Source organism: Parafannyhessea sp. LCP19S3_B1, assembly GCF_052121955.1.
Lineage (GTDB): Bacteria > Actinomycetota > Coriobacteriia > Coriobacteriales > Atopobiaceae > Parafannyhessea.
On record NZ_JBQKDH010000005.1, the window covers coordinates 106,850 to 121,380 of the forward strand.

At 65.8% G+C, this 14,531-nt stretch carries 17 protein-coding genes and 2 tRNA genes; 2 read left to right on the top strand and 17 right to left on the bottom strand.

From position 1 onward, the window contains the following. Positions 1-112 precede the first annotated feature (112 nt). The 16 genes from thiI to ACTQWE_RS03745 form a co-directional block, all read right to left on the bottom strand. A complete protein-coding gene (gene thiI / locus ACTQWE_RS03670) occupies positions 113-1,399 on the bottom strand; it encodes a tRNA uracil 4-sulfurtransferase ThiI (RefSeq protein WP_441855628.1) in 1,287 nt (428 codons plus the stop codon). A gap of 3 nt (positions 1,400-1,402) precedes the next feature. Further along, on the bottom strand, positions 1,403-1,696 hold the full coding sequence (locus ACTQWE_RS03675) for a DNA-directed RNA polymerase subunit omega (RefSeq protein WP_154540251.1): 294 nt from the start codon (positions 1,694-1,696) through the stop codon (positions 1,403-1,405). Beyond that, positions 1,697-2,272 carry a guanylate kinase gene (gene gmk, locus ACTQWE_RS03680; protein WP_441855626.1) on the bottom strand — a complete coding sequence of 192 codons (576 nt, stop codon included), beginning with the start codon at positions 2,270-2,272 and terminating at the stop codon, positions 1,697-1,699. A gap of 3 nt (positions 2,273-2,275) precedes the next feature. Then, the gene (gene mihF, locus ACTQWE_RS03685) at positions 2,276-2,584 is read right to left on the bottom strand and encodes an integration host factor, actinobacterial type (RefSeq protein ID WP_090845650.1); all 309 of its coding nucleotides are present in this window, start codon (positions 2,582-2,584) and stop codon (positions 2,276-2,278) included. A 181-nt stretch (positions 2,585-2,765) separates the two neighbouring features. Then, positions 2,766-3,491, bottom strand: a complete 726-nt coding sequence (gene pyrF, locus ACTQWE_RS03690) for an orotidine-5'-phosphate decarboxylase (protein ID WP_373576659.1) — start codon at positions 3,489-3,491, stop codon at positions 2,766-2,768. Continuing rightward, positions 3,485-4,393 carry a dihydroorotate dehydrogenase gene (locus tag ACTQWE_RS03695; RefSeq protein WP_441855776.1) on the bottom strand — a complete coding sequence of 303 codons (909 nt, stop codon included), beginning with the start codon at positions 4,391-4,393 and terminating at the stop codon, positions 3,485-3,487. The genes pyrF and ACTQWE_RS03695 overlap by 7 nt, the downstream gene beginning before the upstream one ends. Before the next feature lie 11 nt (positions 4,394-4,404). Beyond that, the gene (locus ACTQWE_RS03700; RefSeq protein WP_441855624.1) at positions 4,405-5,196 is read right to left on the bottom strand and encodes a dihydroorotate dehydrogenase electron transfer subunit; all 792 of its coding nucleotides are present in this window, start codon (positions 5,194-5,196) and stop codon (positions 4,405-4,407) included. A gap of 64 nt (positions 5,197-5,260) precedes the next feature. Further along, positions 5,261-6,556 carry a dihydroorotase gene (locus tag ACTQWE_RS03705; RefSeq protein ID WP_441855622.1) on the bottom strand — a complete coding sequence of 432 codons (1,296 nt, stop codon included), beginning with the start codon at positions 6,554-6,556 and terminating at the stop codon, positions 5,261-5,263. Further along, complete coding sequence (locus ACTQWE_RS03710) at positions 6,540-7,478, bottom strand: aspartate carbamoyltransferase catalytic subunit (RefSeq protein WP_090845656.1); 939 nt, start codon at positions 7,476-7,478, stop codon at positions 6,540-6,542. Before ACTQWE_RS03710 ends, ACTQWE_RS03705 begins: the two co-directional genes overlap by 17 nt. After that, positions 7,479-8,051, bottom strand: coding sequence for a bifunctional pyr operon transcriptional regulator/uracil phosphoribosyltransferase PyrR (pyrR, locus tag ACTQWE_RS03715; protein ID WP_170103526.1), 573 nt, complete (start codon positions 8,049-8,051; stop codon positions 7,479-7,481). Positions 8,052-8,261: 210 nt separating this feature from the next. Then, the gene (locus ACTQWE_RS03720) at positions 8,262-9,317 is read right to left on the bottom strand and encodes a glycosyltransferase family 2 protein (RefSeq protein WP_441855620.1); all 1,056 of its coding nucleotides are present in this window, start codon (positions 9,315-9,317) and stop codon (positions 8,262-8,264) included. 2 nt (positions 9,318-9,319) lie between these two features. Beyond that, positions 9,320-10,381 carry a glycosyltransferase family 2 protein gene (locus tag ACTQWE_RS03725; RefSeq protein WP_441855619.1) on the bottom strand — a complete coding sequence of 354 codons (1,062 nt, stop codon included), beginning with the start codon at positions 10,379-10,381 and terminating at the stop codon, positions 9,320-9,322. Between the two features lie 9 nt (positions 10,382-10,390). Further along, a complete protein-coding gene (locus ACTQWE_RS03730) occupies positions 10,391-11,173 on the bottom strand; it encodes an ABC transporter ATP-binding protein (RefSeq protein WP_170103523.1) in 783 nt (260 codons plus the stop codon). A gap of 23 nt (positions 11,174-11,196) precedes the next feature. Next, complete coding sequence (locus tag ACTQWE_RS03735; protein ID WP_441855617.1) at positions 11,197-12,045, bottom strand: ABC transporter permease; 849 nt, start codon at positions 12,043-12,045, stop codon at positions 11,197-11,199. 131 nt (positions 12,046-12,176) lie between these two features. After that, positions 12,177-12,251: transfer RNA gene (locus tag ACTQWE_RS03740), tRNA-Asn, on the bottom strand. Positions 12,252-12,254: 3 nt separating this feature from the next. Further along, a tRNA-Asn gene (locus ACTQWE_RS03745) sits at positions 12,255-12,329 on the bottom strand. Between the two features lie 272 nt (positions 12,330-12,601). Here ACTQWE_RS03745 and ACTQWE_RS03750 point away from each other — a divergent pair. Then, complete coding sequence (locus ACTQWE_RS03750) at positions 12,602-12,775, top strand: hypothetical protein (RefSeq protein WP_441855615.1); 174 nt, start codon at positions 12,602-12,604, stop codon at positions 12,773-12,775. Beyond that, positions 12,772-12,993, top strand: a complete 222-nt coding sequence (locus ACTQWE_RS03755) for a hypothetical protein (RefSeq protein ID WP_441855613.1) — start codon at positions 12,772-12,774, stop codon at positions 12,991-12,993. The genes ACTQWE_RS03750 and ACTQWE_RS03755 overlap by 4 nt, the downstream gene beginning before the upstream one ends. Before the next feature lie 144 nt (positions 12,994-13,137). On the opposite strand, the gene rpoD is transcribed toward ACTQWE_RS03755, so the two are convergent. Next, positions 13,138-14,505: an RNA polymerase sigma factor RpoD gene (gene rpoD / locus ACTQWE_RS03760; protein ID WP_441855611.1), complete on the bottom strand. Its 1,368-nt coding sequence runs from the start codon at positions 14,503-14,505 to the stop codon at positions 13,138-13,140. Between the last annotated feature and the right edge of the window lie 26 nt (positions 14,506-14,531).

Here is a 14,531-nt window from a genome sequence, read left to right on the forward strand (position 1 = left end):
CGGGGGTGGCGCATGCGTCCGTCTGTTCAAATCGGCATTGCGGATGTCTTTCGCCCGTCTGCGCACGTCGCGCAAAGGCAGGTGCAAGAAGGTCCGTCCACCGGGAGCATCGCTACTCCGTGGCCGCGCCCCTCTCGCCCGTCGCGTCCTTCTCGCCGCGGCGCTCGAACACCGCCGGGGCAAGCTCGCGGTGGCGCGCCCTCAGCTGGCGGGGCGGCTTGTACGAGGGGCACTGGTCGAAGTCCACGTACTCCACGCTCTGCACCAGCTCCTCGATCATGGCGTCGTGGTCGAAGGAGTCCCACGCCTCGTGCACCATGTCCGGCTTCGCGTGGGTCTCCGGGCGGCGCGGCATGAACAGCGTGCAGCAGTCCGCCGCGTCCTGCGCGGATATGTCGTACGTGCCGATCTCCTGCGCGCGGCGCATGATCTCCTGCTTGTCGGAGCCTATGAGCGGCCGCAGCACGGGCATGCTCACCATCTCGTTCACGACGGAGATGTTCTCGAGCGTCTGCGACGCCACCTGGCCCAGCGACTCGCCCGTCACCAGCGCCTTCGCGCCCTCCAGGCGGGCTATGCGCTCCGCCACGGCAAACATCACCCTGCGGTACGTGATGATGCGCAGGCTCTGCGGCACGCACAGCGATATCTCGCGCTGCTTCTGCCCAAACGGCACCACGTACAGGCGGCCTACCATGCCGGAGGGCGCCATCGCGTTGATGATGTCCTGGCACAGGTACTCGCTCGTGTCCGCCGTCATCGGCCGGCCCGAGAAGTGCACGGGCACGCACACGGCGCCGCGGCGCCCGACCATCCACGTCGCGACGGGAGAGTCGAAGCCGCTGGACAGAAGCGTCACGACCTTGCCGGCCGTCCCCACGGGAAGGCCGCCCACGCCCACGCCGGTGTCCGTGTACACGTACACGCTCGCGTTCACCACCATCACGATGACCGTGACGTCAGGGTGGTGCATCTCGACCTTCTTGTCGGGGAACTTCTCGCACAGGACGCTTCCCACAAGGCGGTTGATGTCCAGCGTGTGCAGCTCGTAGTTGGTTGAGGACCTCCTGGCGTGCACCTTGAACGAGCCGAACTCCCCGGCCTCGCCAAGCGCCCTCACCGCGGCCGCGCAGTACTCGTCCGGATCCTGGCGGCACACGTAGGCAACGGACACCCGCGCGACGCCCGGCACGCGCGATATGGCGTGCGCCATGTCGTCGGTGGCCATGCCGTCGGCGGCCGTCACCAGGATGTGGCCGGATATCCTCTTGATGTCCGCTACGTCGAACGATCTCAGGGCCCTGTGCAGGTTCGTCACCAGCTGGTTCTCGAACGTGGAGCGGTTCTTGCCCTTCAGGCCGATCTCGTGGTAGTGGACGAGGCAAACCCTGTCAGCCATGGCTTACAGGTTGTGGTCGACGAGTGCGTTCGAACCCTTGATTTCCTCGTCGAACTCGTCCTTGTCGTAGCTCAGCGTGCCGTCCTCGATCTCGTTCATCGCGACGGACACCGTGTCCTCGCCGCTCACCACGGTCGTGATGTCGTCGAAGTCCTGGATTGCGGTCACACGCAGGTGCTGCCCGCGGATCATGTTGTTGATGTCGCAGGCGCGCTTGCTCGCAAGGGCGCACAGCAGGAAGGGGTTGTGCTCGGTCTTGGCGAGAAGATCGTCGATCTCTGGCTTGGTAACTGCCATTTAGGAGTTGCCTCCATCCATCTCGTAGCTTTCAAGAACGTTCGCGAGGTCCCTCACGGCGGTCGCGAGGTCGTCGTTCACCACGCGCGCGTCGTAGTCCTTCGCAAGGTCCATCTCGTGGCGGGCGTTCGCAAGGCGAAGCTCTATCGACGCCTCGTCCTCGGTGCCGCGCCCCCTCAGCCTCTGCTCGAGCACCTCGAGCGACGGCGGCTCTATGAACACCAGCACGGCGTCCGGGTAGATGCGCCTCACGTTGAACGCGCCCTGGACGTCGATCTCGAGGATGACGGACTTGCCGGCGGCCATGAGGCCGTCCACCTCGCTGCGCAGGGTACCGTACTTGTGCCCGTGCACTTCGGCCCACTCCAGGAAATCGCCTCTCTCGATGCGACGGTCAAACTCCTCCTCCGAGAGGAAGTGGTACGAGACGTCCGGAATGTCGTGGGGCCGAGGCGGACGCGTCGTCGCAGAAACCGTCAGGCCCAGGTCCGGACGCTCTTCTCGCACTGCGGAGACGAGCGTGCCCTTCCCTGCGCCTGACGGTCCGGAGATGACGAATAAACGAGGCTTCCTCATCGCTTACTTGTTGAGCACCTCGAGGAGCTGCTCGCGCTGGCGCGCGCCCAGGCCCTTGACGCGGCGCGTGGCAGAGATGCCGAGCTCGTCCATGATCTTGGAGGCCTTGGCCTTGCCATAGCCGGGAAGGGACTCGATGAGGGCGGAGACCTTCATGCGGCTCGCGATGGGATCCTCGGAGTCGAGAACGTCCTCCAGGGAGATCTCGCCCTTCTTGATCTTGTCGCGAAGCTCAGCGCGCTCGTGGCGAGCCTGTGCGGCCTTCTCAAGCGCGGCCTTGCGCTGCTCGTCCGTAAGCTGAGGTAGTGCCATGGTTCCTCCAAACAGTAGGTTTCACATCTATGCATGCCCGTTCGCAAATGGGCAGGTCATCAATCGCAAGCACATAGTTTGCCAATTGGGCACCCATTTTACAAGGGTATTGTTCCCAAATAGGTTCTCGCAGGGTCCTAAAACCACAATTGGGCCCTATTTCTCCACGTAAAGGCGGTAGTTACGCCTCGCAAAGCTCGCTCACGACGGCCTCGTAGGCCTCCACGGGGTCGTCCGCCTGGGTGATCGGCCTTCCAATGACGAGCATCGACGCGCCCGCGCCGATGGCGCTCGCCGGCGTGGCGATGCGCTTCTGGTCGCCCACGGCCGCGCCCTTAGGCCTCACGCCCGGCGTCACGATGAGCGCCTTCGGCCCCAGAAGCTCGCGCATCTGCGCGGCCTCCCGCGGCGAGCACACGATGCCGTCTGCGCCCGCGCCCACGGACATCCCGGCCAGGCGCTCCACCTCGCGCTCCACGGGCACGTCGATGCCGATCTCTGCAAGCGCGTCCTGGTCCATGCTCGTCAGCACCGATATCGCGACCAGGCGCGTCCTGTCGCCGCCGCGCCGCTCGGCCGCGTCCTCCACGCCGGCGCGCGCCTGGCGCACCATCTCGGACGAGCCCATGCCGTGGATGGAGAGCAGATCCGCCCCCGTGAGCGACGCGGAACGCGCCGCGCCCCTCACCTGGAACGGGATGTCGTGCAGCTTAAGGTCGAGAAACACCTTGAATCCGCGGTCGCGCATCTCCCTCACTATGGAGGGCCCCTCCGCGTAGAACAGCGTCATGCCCACCTTCACCCAGCGTGCCTTGCCCTGAAGGCGCGTCGCAAGGTCGATGGCGGTGTCTCGGTCGCAGTCGAGCGCGATGATGATGGACTCGCGCGCCTCGTCGTCACTTAGCATTCGAAGGCTCCAATCAGCTCGTTGATGTCACTCACGCCCTGGGACTCCGCCCAGGCCTCCAGCTCGCGCTCGACGCGGGGCGCGGCCGTCGGGTCAACCAGGTTCGCCGTTCCCACAGATACCGCCGTCGCGCCCGCCAGGATGAACTCCGCCGCGTCCTCGCCGCTCGTGACGCCGCCGATGCCGCAGAGCGGGATGTCTACGGCCTTGTGCGCCTCCCACACCATGCGCACGGCGATCGCGTGTATGGCCGGGCCGGATACGCCCGCAGTCGGGCGCGAGAGCTTGCTTTTGCGCGTGCGCACGTCGATCGCCATCCCGGGGATCGTGTTGATGAGCGAGAGCGCGTCCGCGCCCTCCGCCTCGAGGGCCCGCGCGATCTCGCCCACGTCGTGCGGCGCCATCTTCACCACGATGGGCCGCTTCGTGACCGGCCTCACCGCGGCCATGACCTCAGCCGCGGCGGCGGGCGTAGCGCCCATGGCCGCACCGCCCTTGCTCACGTTCGGGCACGATATGTTGATCTCGAAGCCGGACGCGAACGGCGCCAGCTCCTCGAAGAGCTCCAGCGCCCGCACGTACTCCTCTACGGAGTGTCCGGCCACCTGGCAGATGACCCTGCAGCCGCGCCGCTCCAGTCCCGCGAGGTACTCGCCGTAGCTCGCAACGAAGGCGCGAACGCCGGGGTTCTGGAGCCCCACGGAGTTCATGATGCCCGAGGGCAGCTCGCACATCCTCGGCACGGGGTTCCCGTCCCATGCCTTGGCCGCGCATCCCTTCGTCGTGATGGCTCCGAGCTCTCCCACGTCGTAGAACCCCTCGAACTGCCAGCCGTTTCCAAACGTGCCGGACGCGGTGTTCACGGGGTTCTTCATCCTTATGCCGCCCAGGTCGACGGCCATGGAGACCTTGCTCACCACGCCACCTCCTCCGCGTCGAACACCGGACCGTCCATGCAGCACGACTTGTAGCCGCCGGCGCGCATGGCGACGTTGCACGTGCTGCACGCGCCGAAGCCGCAGGTCATCATCCGCTCGAGCGACGCCTGGCATGCCACGTGCGCGGCCTCGGCCAGCCGGGCCACCCCGGCCATCATGACGGACGGGCCGCACGTCACCACGAGGTCGTAGTCTCGCTGGGCGAGAAGGTCTTCCATCGCCTGGGTCGTGAAGCCCCTCCGGCCGTACGAGCCGTCGTCGGTCGTGACCACGACGTCGCTCGCGCCGAGGTCGCGTGCGTCCTTCTCGCCCCAGAGGCGGTCCTTCGTCTGCGCGCCGAGGATGACGTCCACGTCGCGCCCGGCCGCCACGAGCGCCCGCGCCGCCGCTATGACGGGGGGCGCGCCGACGCCCCCGGCTACGGCGAGCGCACGGCCGCCCGGCGCCACGCGCCAGCCGTTGCCGCACGGGCCCACCACGGTCGAGCCGGACCCCGCGCCCATCTGCGAAAGGCGGCGCGTGCCCTCGCCGACCGCCGCGTACACGAGCTCTATCGTCCCGGCGCCCGCGTCCGCGCCAGAGAACGACAGCGGGATCCTCACGATGTGCGACGCGTCGCCCGGCACGGCGATGTTCATGAACTGGCCGGGCGCGAGCTCGCCCGCGAGCTCCGGCGACTCCATCACCATGCGGAAGACGTCCCTGCCCACGGCCTCGTTCGAGCGCACGCTGAAGTCGTACAGGTGCACCTTGGCACTTGGCTGCACGGCGGCCTCCTTTCAAGAGAATGGTGGCGCGAGGCCCAGCGCCCCGCGCCACCATGATAGTGCGTTACTGGGCCACCACGCCGTTGGCGAGCGTGCGCTTGCCGTCGACGAAGACGTCCGAGGCGACGCCCATGAGCGTATCGCCCAAAAACGCGGAGTTCTTGGACTTGCTCTCGAAGTAGTCCTCGGTCACGGTGATCTCCTTCTCGGGGTCGATCAGCGTGAGGTCGGCCTTGGAGCCCTTCTCGATCTTCACGTCGGCGAGCCTGAGCACGCGGCGCGGGTTGACAGCCATGACCTCGACGAGCCTGCTCCAGCTGATCTCGCCGGTGCGGACCATGTTCGTGAGCATGAGGGGAAGCGAGGTCTCGAGGCCGATGGTCCCGAAGAACGCGATCTCCCACTCGCAGTCCTTCTCGTGCTGGGCGTGGGGCGCGTGGTCCGTCACGAGGCAGTCGATCGAGCCGTCGACGATGCCCTTGCGCAGGGCGAGCATGTCGCTCTTCAGGCGCAGCGGCGGGTTCATCTTCAGGTTGGTGTTGTAGGTGCTGTCGATGTCGTCCTCGTTCAGGAACAGGTGGTGCGGGGTGACCTCGCACGTGACGGGCAGCCCCTCGGCCTTCGCGGCCCTCACCAGGTCCAGGCCCTTCTCGGTGGAGATGTGCGCGATGTGCAGCGGGCAGCCGGTGAGTCGGCAGAGCTCGATGTCGCGGTAGATCTCGAGCTCCTCGCCCAGCGCCGGCCAGCCGAACATGCCAAGGCGCGTGGAGGCCTTGCCCTCGTTGATGACGCCGTGGGCCGTGAGGGACTCGTCCTCGCAGTGCGCGATCGCGACGCGGTCGAACTGCGACACGTAGCCCATGCAGGTGCGCATCATGCCGGCGCCCTGCACGCCGTGGCCGTCGTCGCTGAAGGCGCAGGCGCCCTCGAGCACCATGTCGCCGATCTCCGCGAGGGCCTCGCCCTTCTCGCCGCGGGTGAGCGCGCCGATCGGGCGGATGTGGCAGAGCCCGGCCGCTCGGCCGCGGTCGATCTGGTAGCGGATGCCCGTGCCCGTGTCGGTCACGGGGTCGGTGTTCGGCATGGTCGCCACGTCCGTGAAGCCGCCGTGCGTCGCCGCGCGAGAGCCGGTCTCGATGGTCTCCTTGTACTCGAAGCCGGGGTCGCGGAAGTGCACGTGCATGTCGACGAGGCCGGGAACCAGGTACTTGCCCGCGGCATCGATGACCTCGGCACCCTCGGGGGCCTCCAGGCCATGGCCCACCTCGACGATCTCCTTTCCGTCGAGAAGGACGTCGACTACCTCGTCGAGTCCGATCTGCGGGTCGACGGCGTGTGCGCCCTTAAGCAGAAATGCCATTGTTCTCTCCTCCCAGAAGCAGGTACATCTCGGCCATGCGGGTGAGGACACCGGCGTTGACCTGGTCAAGAATCCTGGAGCGTGCGCAGTCCGCTACGTCCGCGTTGATCTCCATGCCGCGGTTCATGGGGCCGGGGTGGCAGATGATCGCGTTGTCCTTCATGCGGCTGACGCGCTTCATGTCGAGGCCGTACAGGCGGTTGTACTCGCGGCGGGACGGGATCGTCGCGCCCTCCATGCGCTCCAGCTGGACGCGGAGCATGTATACGACGTCGACGGAGTCGATGACCTCGTCGAGGCTCCACGTCTGCGGGCAGCCGAACCAGTCGGGGTCGTCCACCTGGAACGTCGGGGGCCCCACGAGCGTGACCTCGGCGCCCATGGTCTTGAGCGCGGGGGCAAGCGAGCCGCACACGCGGCTGTGCGCGAGGTCGCCCACGATGGCGACCTTCAGGCCGTCGAGGTGGCCGAAGTGCTTGCGGATGGTGTACAGGTCGAGCATGGCCTGCGTCGGGTGCTGGTGCTTGCCGTCTCCTGCGTTGATGACCACGGCGTCGGTGTTCTCGGTGATCTTCTGCGGGGTGCCGGCGAGCCTCGCGCGGCAGATGAACATGTCGACGTTCATGGCGTCGATGGTCTGGATGGTGTCCGCCAGGCTCTCGCCCTTCACGACGGAGGACGTGCTGCCGCCCATGGACAGCGAGTCCGCGGACAGGCGCTTCTCGGCCAGCTCGAACGAGCTCTTCGTGCGCGTGGACGGCTCCAGGAACAGGTTCACGATCGTGCGGCCGCGCAGCGCCGGCACCTTCTTGATCACGCGGCCATTGTTGACGGACTCGAACGCGGCCGCCGTGTCAAGGATCTGCGTGATGTCATCGGCGGTCAGGCTGTACGTGTCGATGAGGTTCTTGACGGATAGCATCTAGTTCGCACCTCCAGCTTTCTTTTCGACGTTGATGTCCCAGATCTCGACGGAGTTGTGATCGTCGAGAGGCTCTATGCACACGCGCACGTCCTCCTCGTGCGAGGACGGTACGTTCTTGCCAACGTAGTCGGCGCGGATGGGCAGCTCGCGGTGGCCGCGGTCCACCATGACCGCCAGCTGGACCGTCTTGGGGCGACCGTAGTCCGTGAGGGCGTTCAGCGCGGCGCGCACGGTGCGGCCCGTATACAGCACGTCGTCCACCAGGACGATGTTCGCGCCGTCGATGTTGAAGGGGATGTTGGTGCCGTGCAGCACGGGGGCGACGTTGCGCATGAAGTCGTCGCGATAGAAGCTGATGTCGAGGGAGCCGACCTTCGGCCTGTTTCCCTCTATGGCCTCGATCGCGTCCGCAAGCCTCGTCGCAAGCGTTTCTCCGCGGCGGATGATGCCGACGAGCGCGATGTCGTCGGAGCCCTCGTTGTGCTCGACGATCTCGTGGGCGATGCGGGTGATGGCCCTCTCCATCGCCTGGCCATCCATGATGACCGCCTTTGGCTTGTTCTCAGCCATGGCACTCCTTCCAAAAAAGACGCCAATGTCCCGTTGGCACACGGTACACAGGCGTCAGGAAGGCGTTCATGGCCCCGCAGGGCATATGTTCCTTGCCGGCGTCTCGCACCGTGCTTAAAGGGTTGCATTCAATATACGCGGAATTTCTTCCAACGCAACTACTAATTTACCCGCACACGAAACGCGCGTCCGAAGGAACGGAAGGCACGCCTAGAAGCGCGACCTCACCACGCGGCGCACGCAGTTTACGAGCCCGCGCTGCCGCAGGTAGAACGCGCCGACGGTACCCCTGCGCACGCAGGCGCCCGCGCGAGAGCCCGAAAGGCGGCCCCTCACGTCGCGAAGCACCGCACCCGTGGCGCCGCCGGCGCCGCGCAGCCGCTCTTCTCCAAAGTAGTCCGCGAGCACGCCCAGATAGTCGCTCCAGAACTTCGTCTGCTCCGCCTCGGGAAGCGCGCTTGCGTCCAGGAGCACGAGGTCCACGTCCCAGTCGAGCATGCGCCCCGCGCAGACGTCCTGCCACCCGCTCGACTTCCAGTCCGAAAGTATCGCCGCCACGGCGTCGCGGTGCCTGGAGAGCTTCTTCGCGAGGCTCGCCCCGCTCGCGGACGCGGCGTGCATCATGGATGCGTCGGTCATGCGGTACGCGTACAGCTGCCTGGAGCAGAGCAGGATCCTCCGCGCTCGCGGGTACACGTAGAACAGGAAGTACTGGTCGTCTCCGAGCGTGAGCGCCTCGTCGTAGCGCGCACCGACGCGCTCGCAGAACTCGCGCGATAGGGCGCACCGCCACGAGAAGGGCCTGACGTTCTCGGTGAAGAGCACCTCGGGATGGAAGCCCTCGATGAGCGCGTCGCGCGGGCGGAGCCTGTTTGCGATGGCCGCCGGCGTGCGGTCGGCCGGCACGCACGTGAAGCCGAAGCACATGACCTCGCAACCCGTTCGCGCAAAGGAGTCCGAAACGACCTCGCACGCGTCGGGCGCGAGCGTGTCGTCCGCGTCCACGCAGAGAAGGACGTCCCCCGTGGTCCGGTCCATGCCGGCGTTGCGCGCGGCGCCGGCACCGGCGTTTCTCTGGTGGATGACGCGCAGGCGCTCGTCGCGCGCTGCGCACTCGTCCAGGATGCGCGGCGAATCGTCCGTGGAGCCGTCGTCGACGCAGATGACCTCGAGGTCGCGCATGGTCTGTCCCAGCACGGACGCGAGGCACGCCCTAAGGTAGCGCTCCGCGTTGTACACGGGAATCACGATGGACATGCGCGGCATGGCTATCCCCTCCTGCCGCCAAGCGCCTGGGCGAGGCCGGCCGGCCCCGCGAGGTGCAGCGCGAAGCGGGCCTTGGCCGCGGCACCCGGCCCGTGGTAGCGGCTCCTGACGGCGAGGTAGTGGTCCGGGTCGCGAAGGATCGCCCTCAGGTTCGTGGCCTTCCACGCGTCCCAGGCGGGCCAGTCGATCTCTCCCCTGCTCGCGTACGCAGAGAACTCGCTCGCGATGCGGTGCGCGAACTCCGGCGCGAGGTCGTCCTTCAGGCGGTCGAGGTTCCACAGGTACGCGTTCAGCTTCGATACCTGGAAGCCAAGGCGCATCCTGTCGGCGAAGGCGTCGTCGGCATGCAGGGCGAGCCAGTGCTCTATCTCGTCGTACTCGCCGCAGACCGCGTACGCCTTGCTTTCCGAGTTGATGGAAGATCCCTCGTTGTCCTGGCGGTAGTGGACCACGGGCACGTCCAGAAACACCGCCCGGTCCGTTGAGCAGAGCGCCTTGAACATGAACGACGTGTCCTGGAACGCCGCGCCCGGTGTGGGCAGGAAGCGTATGCCCTCGCGAGAGAGCCACTCTGCGCGGTACAGGCAGCTCCAGTCCGTCGGCTTCAGCAGGTAGCAGAAGTCGTGCTCGCGCGGGCGCACCACCTTGCCCAGCAGCTGCTGCGGGACCTCGTGCTGCACCACGTCGCGGCCGTCCGCAGACCACCAGAGCGAGTACGTGCCCTTTGCGAGGTCCGCCCTGGCACCCTTCGCGGCACGAAGCAGTGTCTCGAGCGCATCCGGGTACATGACGTCGTCGGACTCCAGGATACCCACGTACTCGCCGCGGGCCTCCTCGAGGCCGCGGTTCAGCGTGTCACCGTAGCCAGAGTTCGCCTTGCGTATCAGCCGGAAGCGCCCGTCCTTCTCGGCGAACTCCGCCGCGATTCTCGCGGAGCCGTCGGTCGAGCCGTCGTCCAGGCAGAGGAACTCGTAGTCCCCCTCCTGCGCGCGGAGCGACTCCAGGCACGCCGGTAGGTACCGCTCGACGTTGTAGATGGGCACGAGGACGGAAGCCGACGGCATGGCGCCCCCCTAGTTTCCGAGGCTCTTGTATGCGGCGCACACCTCGTCGGTTGGGCCGACCATGCGCTCCTGGCCCTTCTCTATCCAACAGACGCGGTCGCACAGGCGCTCGACCTGGTCGATGTTGTGGCTGACGAGAAGGACGGTGACGTCATCGGCGTCGACGAGCTCCTTGATGCGGCGCTCGCACTTCTGCTGGAACAGGAAGTCGCCGACGGAGAGCGTCTCGTCGACGATGAGGATGTCAGGCTCCGTGATCGTGGCGATGGCGAAGGCGATGCGCGCCACCATGCCGGACGAGTAGTTCTTGAGCGGCATGTCCATGAAGTTCTGCAGCTCTGCGAAGTCGACGATGTCCTGGAAGTGCTCGTCGATGAACTCCTTGCGGTAACCCAGGAGGGCACCGTTCAGGTAGATGTTCTCCTTCGCGGTCAGCTCCATGTCGAAGCCGGCGCCGAGCTCGATGAGCGGGGCTATGGTGCCGCGCACCGTGCACGTTCCCTCCGACGCCTCGAGCACGCCCGCGATGATCTTGAGCATCGTGGACTTGCCGGAGCCGTTGGTGCCGACGAGGCCGAACGCCTCGCCGCGCTTGACCTTGAAGTTGATGTGGTTGAGCGCGCGAAACTCCTTGAACTTGAGCTCGTGGCGCGCGAGCGCGATGAAGTACTCCTTGAGGGAGTTGAACTGCTCGGAGGCGATGTTGAAGATCATGGAGACGTCATCGACGTCGATGACGGTCTCCGCATCCTCGGGCGGGATGCTGGGACGCGTGAGGATTGGCTTTGCCATAGTTTGCACCGATCTGACGGGGACTAGATGTAGAGGATGAACTTGTGCTCGTTCTTGTGGAACACGGCGTAGCCGATGCCAAGCGCCACCAGTGCGAACCCCAGGCACGCAACGTGCATGCCGACGGAGGGCACCGTGTGGTACAGGATGACGTCGCGGATGTAGGTGATGTAGATGTACATGGGGTTGAACTTCTCGGCGACCTGCATCCAGTGCGGCAGGATCTTGAAGGGGTAGAAGAGCGGCGTCGCGTAGGTCCACGCCGTGAGCACGACGCCCCACAGGTGGATGACGTCGCGGAAGAACACGGAGAGCGCGGAGAGCAGAAGTGAGAGGCCGATGCAGAACACCACGAGCGTGAGCAGCGCGAAAGGCATGAGCACCGCGGTCCACGTGAGCGGCACGCGCTCCACGATCATGACGAGCGCGATCGCGATGAGCGAGAAGCCGTAGTTGACGCCGGCAAACAGCACCTTCTGCACGGGGAAGACGTAGCGGTTGATCTTGACCTTCTTCAGCAGCGACGACGCCCAGATGATGGAGCACATGCCCTGGTTCGTCGCGTCGCTCATGAGCTGGAACGCGGTGTTTCCCAGGATGAGGTAGACCGCATAGTTGCCGAGCGACGGGTCGTTGTAGCGCATGAACGAGCCAAACACCGCCGCCATGACGAGCATCATGAGCAGCGGGTTCAGCACGCTCCACACGACGCCGAGCGTGCTCCTGCGATACTTGAGCTTGAAGTCCTTGGAGACGAGCTGCCTCAGGATGAACCAGTCGCGCCTTGACGGTGGGTACCACGCGTCCTTTGCAGAGACTGCCCCGGTATTCTTCTCGGCGTTCAATTTGCCTCCGAAAACGTTGGTCTGCATGACAGGAAAATGCTAGCACAGCCGTGTCCCCGCCATACAAAGAGCGGAGACTCCAAATCGGCAAGGCGCAGGCGAGAAGGGCCAGACAACAAGAAAGGCCGGAAGATCTTCTCTTCCGGCCTTTGATCTGCTGGCTCCCCGGGCAGGGTTCGAACCTGCGACACGCTGATTAACAGTCAGCTGCGCTACCACTGCGCCACCGGGGAAGATGGCTCCCCGGGCAGGGTTCGAACCTGCGACACGCTGATTAACAGTCAGCTGCGCTACCACTGCGCCACCGGGGAATGTCTTAGTGCGGTAGAAACTATAACAGACATCTTGTCTCGTGCAAGCAAGAATCGCGGATTTTTTTGTGCCAAAGAGTCTCCACAAACGCGCCGACGCATGCGCGTCCTCATCCTCAAAGTCGTGGACGCACGCCCGCCAACCGATGCGCCGCCACGCGAATTGTAAAAGCGGACCAACATATCCGCAGGTCAATGCGGTATAACACACAAGCGCACGGGCGCGTCAATCCGCCGGCACCCGACAGGTGGAACGTCCGAGGAGGTTTGCTATGGGTCGCAGGCCAATCAGGGTCGTACAGTATGGTTGCGGAAAGATGGCGAAGTATACCATTCGCTACCTGCACGAGCATGGCGCGCAGCTTGTGGGCGCCATCGACACGAACCCCGCCGTCATCGGCATGGACGCGGGAGCTTCGCGGGGCTGCCCGTCAAGCTCGGCGTGAAGATATCGTACGACGCGGACGCCGTCCTCGACGGATGCGCCCCCGACATCGCGATCCTGACGCTCTTCATCCTGGTGGACGACATCGCCCCCTGCGCCACCATCGTGCAGCGCATCCCGACCGTGCTCGCCGCGCCATCCGGCTACCACACCGCGGACGAGCTTGAGCCGCTGCGCTACCAGACCGAGCCGATGATGGTCGAGGACCTCGCGTTCTAGCGCTTGCGCCGCCGCATTCCTTGCGCAGGCTGACGTAGCCGCCCCATCGTCGCAAGTAACGAGCCCAATGCAGAGAAGGACCCGCCCCCGTGCATGGGAGCGGGTCCTTCTCGCCTGATGACGCATGTGGTCGGCGCACGGACGCTAGTCCTCGATGTAGTCCTTCAGGCGGCCGGAGCGCGACGGATGGCGCAGCTTTGCCAGCGTCTTGCTCTCGATCTGGCGGATGCGCTCGCGCGTTACGCCAAACTCGCGGCCGACCTCCTCGAGCGTGCGGGGATGCCCGTCCTCGAGGCCAAAGCGGAACTTGATGACCTTGCGCTCGCGGTCCGCGAGGCTATCAAGCACCTGCTCAAGCTGCTCGCGAAGCATGGAGTCGCTCGCGGCCTCCGGAGGCGCGACGGCCGTGGAGTCCTCGATGAAGTCGCCGAGCTGGGAGTCCTCCTCCTCGCCAATTGGCGTCTCGAGCGAGACGGGCTCCTGGCTGATCTTCTGGATCTCGCGCACGCGGTCCGCGGAGATGCCCATCTCAGCGCCGATCTCCTCGGGGGTGGGGTCGCGTCCGAGGTCCTGCAGAAGCTGCCTCTGCACGCGGACGAGCTTGTTGATGGTCTCGACCATGTGGACGGGGATGCGGATGGTGCGCGCCTGGTCCGCGATGGCGCGGGTGATCGCCTGGCGGATCCACCACGTGGCATAGGTGGAGAACTTGAAGCCCTTCGTGTAGTCGAACTTCTCGACCGCACGGATGAGGCCGAGGTTGCCCTCCTGGATGAGGTCGAGGAACAGCATGCCGCGGCCGACGTAGCGCTTGGCGATGGAGACCGTGAGGCGGAGGTTGGCGCTGATGAGCGACTGCTTGGCCTCGAGGCCCACCTGCTCGATGCGCATGAGGCGACGCTGCTCGGCGCGGGCGAGCTCGATCTCGCCGTTCTCCGCGGCCTCGAGCTTCTTGGAGGCCTCGGTGCCGGCCTCGATCTTCATGGCGAGGTTGACCTCCTCTTGGGCGGTCAGCAGGTCTACCTTGCCGATCTCCTTCAGGTACATGCGCACCGGGTCGCCGGTCAGCATCACGGTCGAGCTATCCGTGCGGCGCGAGCGCGCCCTGGAAGAGCGCTTGCGGGTCTTGCTCTTAGGGGTGGAGGAGCGCAGGATCTCGCTTGCGGCGCGGGCCTCCTTGCGGGCCTCCGCCAGCTCCTCGTCCTCCTCGTCGAGGTCGTCCCCGTCCTCGAGCTCGTCCTCGTCGTCCTCGTCGTCGAGGTCGTCGGACTCGCCCATGGCGGAGCCGCCGTCCTCCGCGTTCGCGATGTCGACGCCCTTGGCGCGGATGGCGTCGTACATGTCCGAAAGCTCGTCGTCGTCCACGTCCACCTCGGCGATGGCCAGCTGGATGTCGTCCTCGGTGATGCTGTTGTTGGAGCCGGACGCCTGCTTCACGAGCTTCTGGACGATGCCGTCAAGCTCGTCAGACAGCTGCGAGGAGCCCTCGGCGGTAGCCTTGTTGTTAGCCACGTATTTCCTTTCTACGCAGATGCGAT

Excerpts from the sequence above, each read along its gene's own strand:
- thiI (WP_441855628.1), bottom strand. The coding sequence starts at position 1,399 with ATGGCTGACAGGGTTTGCCTCGTCCACTACCACGAGATCGGCCTGAAG.
- ACTQWE_RS03675 (WP_154540251.1), bottom strand. The coding sequence starts at position 1,696 with ATGGCAGTTACCAAGCCAGAGATCGACGATCTTCTCGCCAAGACCGAG.
- gmk (WP_441855626.1), bottom strand. The coding sequence starts at position 2,272 with ATGAGGAAGCCTCGTTTATTCGTCATCTCCGGACCGTCAGGCGCAGGG.
- mihF (WP_090845650.1), bottom strand. The coding sequence starts at position 2,584 with ATGGCACTACCTCAGCTTACGGACGAGCAGCGCAAGGCCGCGCTTGAG.
- pyrF (WP_373576659.1), bottom strand. The coding sequence starts at position 3,491 with ATGCTAAGTGACGACGAGGCGCGCGAGTCCATCATCATCGCGCTCGAC.
- ACTQWE_RS03695 (WP_441855776.1), bottom strand. The coding sequence starts at position 4,393 with ATGGCCGTCGACCTGGGCGGCATAAGGATGAAGAACCCCGTGAACACC.
- ACTQWE_RS03705 (WP_441855622.1), bottom strand. The coding sequence starts at position 6,556 with ATGGCATTTCTGCTTAAGGGCGCACACGCCGTCGACCCGCAGATCGGA.
- ACTQWE_RS03710 (WP_090845656.1), bottom strand. The coding sequence starts at position 7,478 with ATGCTATCCGTCAAGAACCTCATCGACACGTACAGCCTGACCGCCGAT.
- pyrR (WP_170103526.1), bottom strand. The coding sequence starts at position 8,051 with ATGGCTGAGAACAAGCCAAAGGCGGTCATCATGGATGGCCAGGCGATG.
- ACTQWE_RS03720 (WP_441855620.1), bottom strand. The coding sequence starts at position 9,317 with ATGCCGCGCATGTCCATCGTGATTCCCGTGTACAACGCGGAGCGCTAC.
- ACTQWE_RS03725 (WP_441855619.1), bottom strand. The coding sequence starts at position 10,381 with ATGCCGTCGGCTTCCGTCCTCGTGCCCATCTACAACGTCGAGCGGTAC.
- ACTQWE_RS03730 (WP_170103523.1), bottom strand. The coding sequence starts at position 11,173 with ATGGCAAAGCCAATCCTCACGCGTCCCAGCATCCCGCCCGAGGATGCG.
- ACTQWE_RS03735 (WP_441855617.1), bottom strand. The coding sequence starts at position 12,045 with ATGCAGACCAACGTTTTCGGAGGCAAATTGAACGCCGAGAAGAATACC.
- ACTQWE_RS03750 (WP_441855615.1), top strand. The coding sequence starts at position 12,602 with ATGGGTCGCAGGCCAATCAGGGTCGTACAGTATGGTTGCGGAAAGATG.